Raw genomic sequence first — 1,685 nt, forward strand, 5'->3', positions numbered from 1 at the left:
ACTCGCGCTCCTGGACGACGGTGCGCAGCAGTGCCGCCCGCTGTCGCATCCCGCCCGACAGCTGAGACGGGCGGGCGTCCTCGAAACCGGACAAGCCGAATATCGGAAACAGTTCGCGCGCGCGGCGCCTGGCCTCTGTTTTCGGGACACCCTGCACACGCAAACCGAGAATGGTGTTGTCGAGGACGGTTCGCCACGGGAACAGCAGGTCTTTCTGCGGCATATAGGCGCAGTGCGACGCGGTGTCTTCGCCGTCAGCCGTGTGGAAGCCGACGCTGCCGGAGTCGGGGGATTCGAGTCCGGCCAGCATGTTGAACACCGTGCTCTTGCCGCAGCCGCTGGGGCCGATGACCGTGACGAACTCGCCCGATCGGACCGCGAACGACACCCCGCCCAACACCTCGAGGCCAGGGCTGCCACGACCGGGCTGGGGGAACGACTTGGTGAGTCGGTCGACGACGATCCGGTCGCCTTCGGTGTCAGTCACGCCGGCTCCTGTTCTCCGCGCGCGCCCACGGCGCGACGAGGCGCTCGACCGCGAACGTCGTCAGGTAGAGCGCGATACTCAGCAGCGCGGTCACCAAGACCGCCGCCAGCACCAGATCGGTGCGGAACGAATTCTTCTGCAGGCTCATGTAGATGCCGAGACCGACACTGGCGCCGACATATTCGGCGAACACCGCACCGACGACCGCGTAGGTGATCGCGATCCGCAACGAGGTGAAGAATCGCGGTAGCGCGGAGGGCAGCCGCACATACCGGAACTCCTGCACGCGGGAGGCGCCCATACTGCGCAGCAGCGCGCCGGCGTCACGGTCGGCCGCGGCGAACCCTTCGATCAGGCCGATGGCCATCGGGAAGAAGGTGACCAGCGCGACCACCAGGATCTTCGGCAGGAGGCCGAACCCGAACCAGATGATCATCAACGGTGCGATCGCGACGATCGGCACGGTCTGCGACGCCACGAACAACGGGACCAACGCGCGCCGCAGCCAGGGTGAGAAGTCGACGATCACCGCCAGTACCCATGCCGCGCTCAGCGAGACCGCGAAACCGATCAGCGTCACCTGCAAGGTGGCGGCCGCGTGGGTGGCGATCTCGTCGCGATGCGCCCAGCCTTGCTCGACCACCCGCGCCGGCGAGGGCAGCACCTGCGGACGCACACCGCTGGTGATGACATAGATCTGCCACACGGCCACGAGGACCGCCACCGTGACGATCGATGGCACCGCCCACCGGATCCCGGCCCAGCGACCGGGCCGGTCGCCGGGCAGGACTTGCGCGTCTACGGACCCGTCACGGGTTGGCAAGGTAGTCATCGGTGAAATATGTCGACCAGTCGGGCTCGGTGGTCAGTGGTTTACCGTCGGGCCCGTTGAGCAGGCCACTGCGGTACAGGAATCGGGAATTCGCCGACCACTGCTCCACGGTCTGGGTGCCGACTCGCCCGTTCGGGTCCTTCATGAACTGGTCGGCCAGCATGCGCTGACTGTCGAAGACCAGCTTCTCGTCGTTGAACGCGCCCGGGTTGGCGTCGATGAGGTCCTGGGCGGCCGCGTCCGGGTTGTCCGCGGCGAACTGGTAGCCACGTTGCAGGGCTTGGACGAACTTCTTCGCGCGGTCGGGATTCTCGGCGAGCCAGCCTTCGTTGGCGTCGATCACGATGGCGTAGGAGTCGGGGAATC

3 protein-coding genes are annotated in these 1,685 nt (G+C 66.7%); all 3 read right to left on the bottom strand.

The window, feature by feature from the left end; all coding sequences use genetic code 11:
- On the bottom strand, window positions 1-487 hold a 487-nt coding region (locus ACFWF3_RS35025; protein ID WP_379318392.1), incomplete at its 3' end, for an ABC transporter ATP-binding protein.
- On the bottom strand, window positions 480-1,319 hold the full coding sequence (locus tag ACFWF3_RS35030) for an ABC transporter permease (RefSeq protein WP_379318394.1): 840 nt from the start codon (window positions 1,317-1,319) through the stop codon (window positions 480-482). The genes ACFWF3_RS35025 and ACFWF3_RS35030, both read right to left, overlap by 8 nt.
- Window positions 1,297-1,685, bottom strand: a 389-nt coding sequence (locus ACFWF3_RS35035; protein ID WP_379318396.1) for an ABC transporter substrate-binding protein, incomplete at its 5' end; no start/stop codon positions are given. The genes ACFWF3_RS35035 and ACFWF3_RS35030, both read right to left, overlap by 23 nt.

It is taken from the genome of Nocardia sp. NPDC060220, from assembly GCF_042727815.1.
In the GTDB taxonomy this organism is placed as follows: Bacteria; Actinomycetota; Actinomycetes; order Mycobacteriales; family Mycobacteriaceae; genus Nocardia.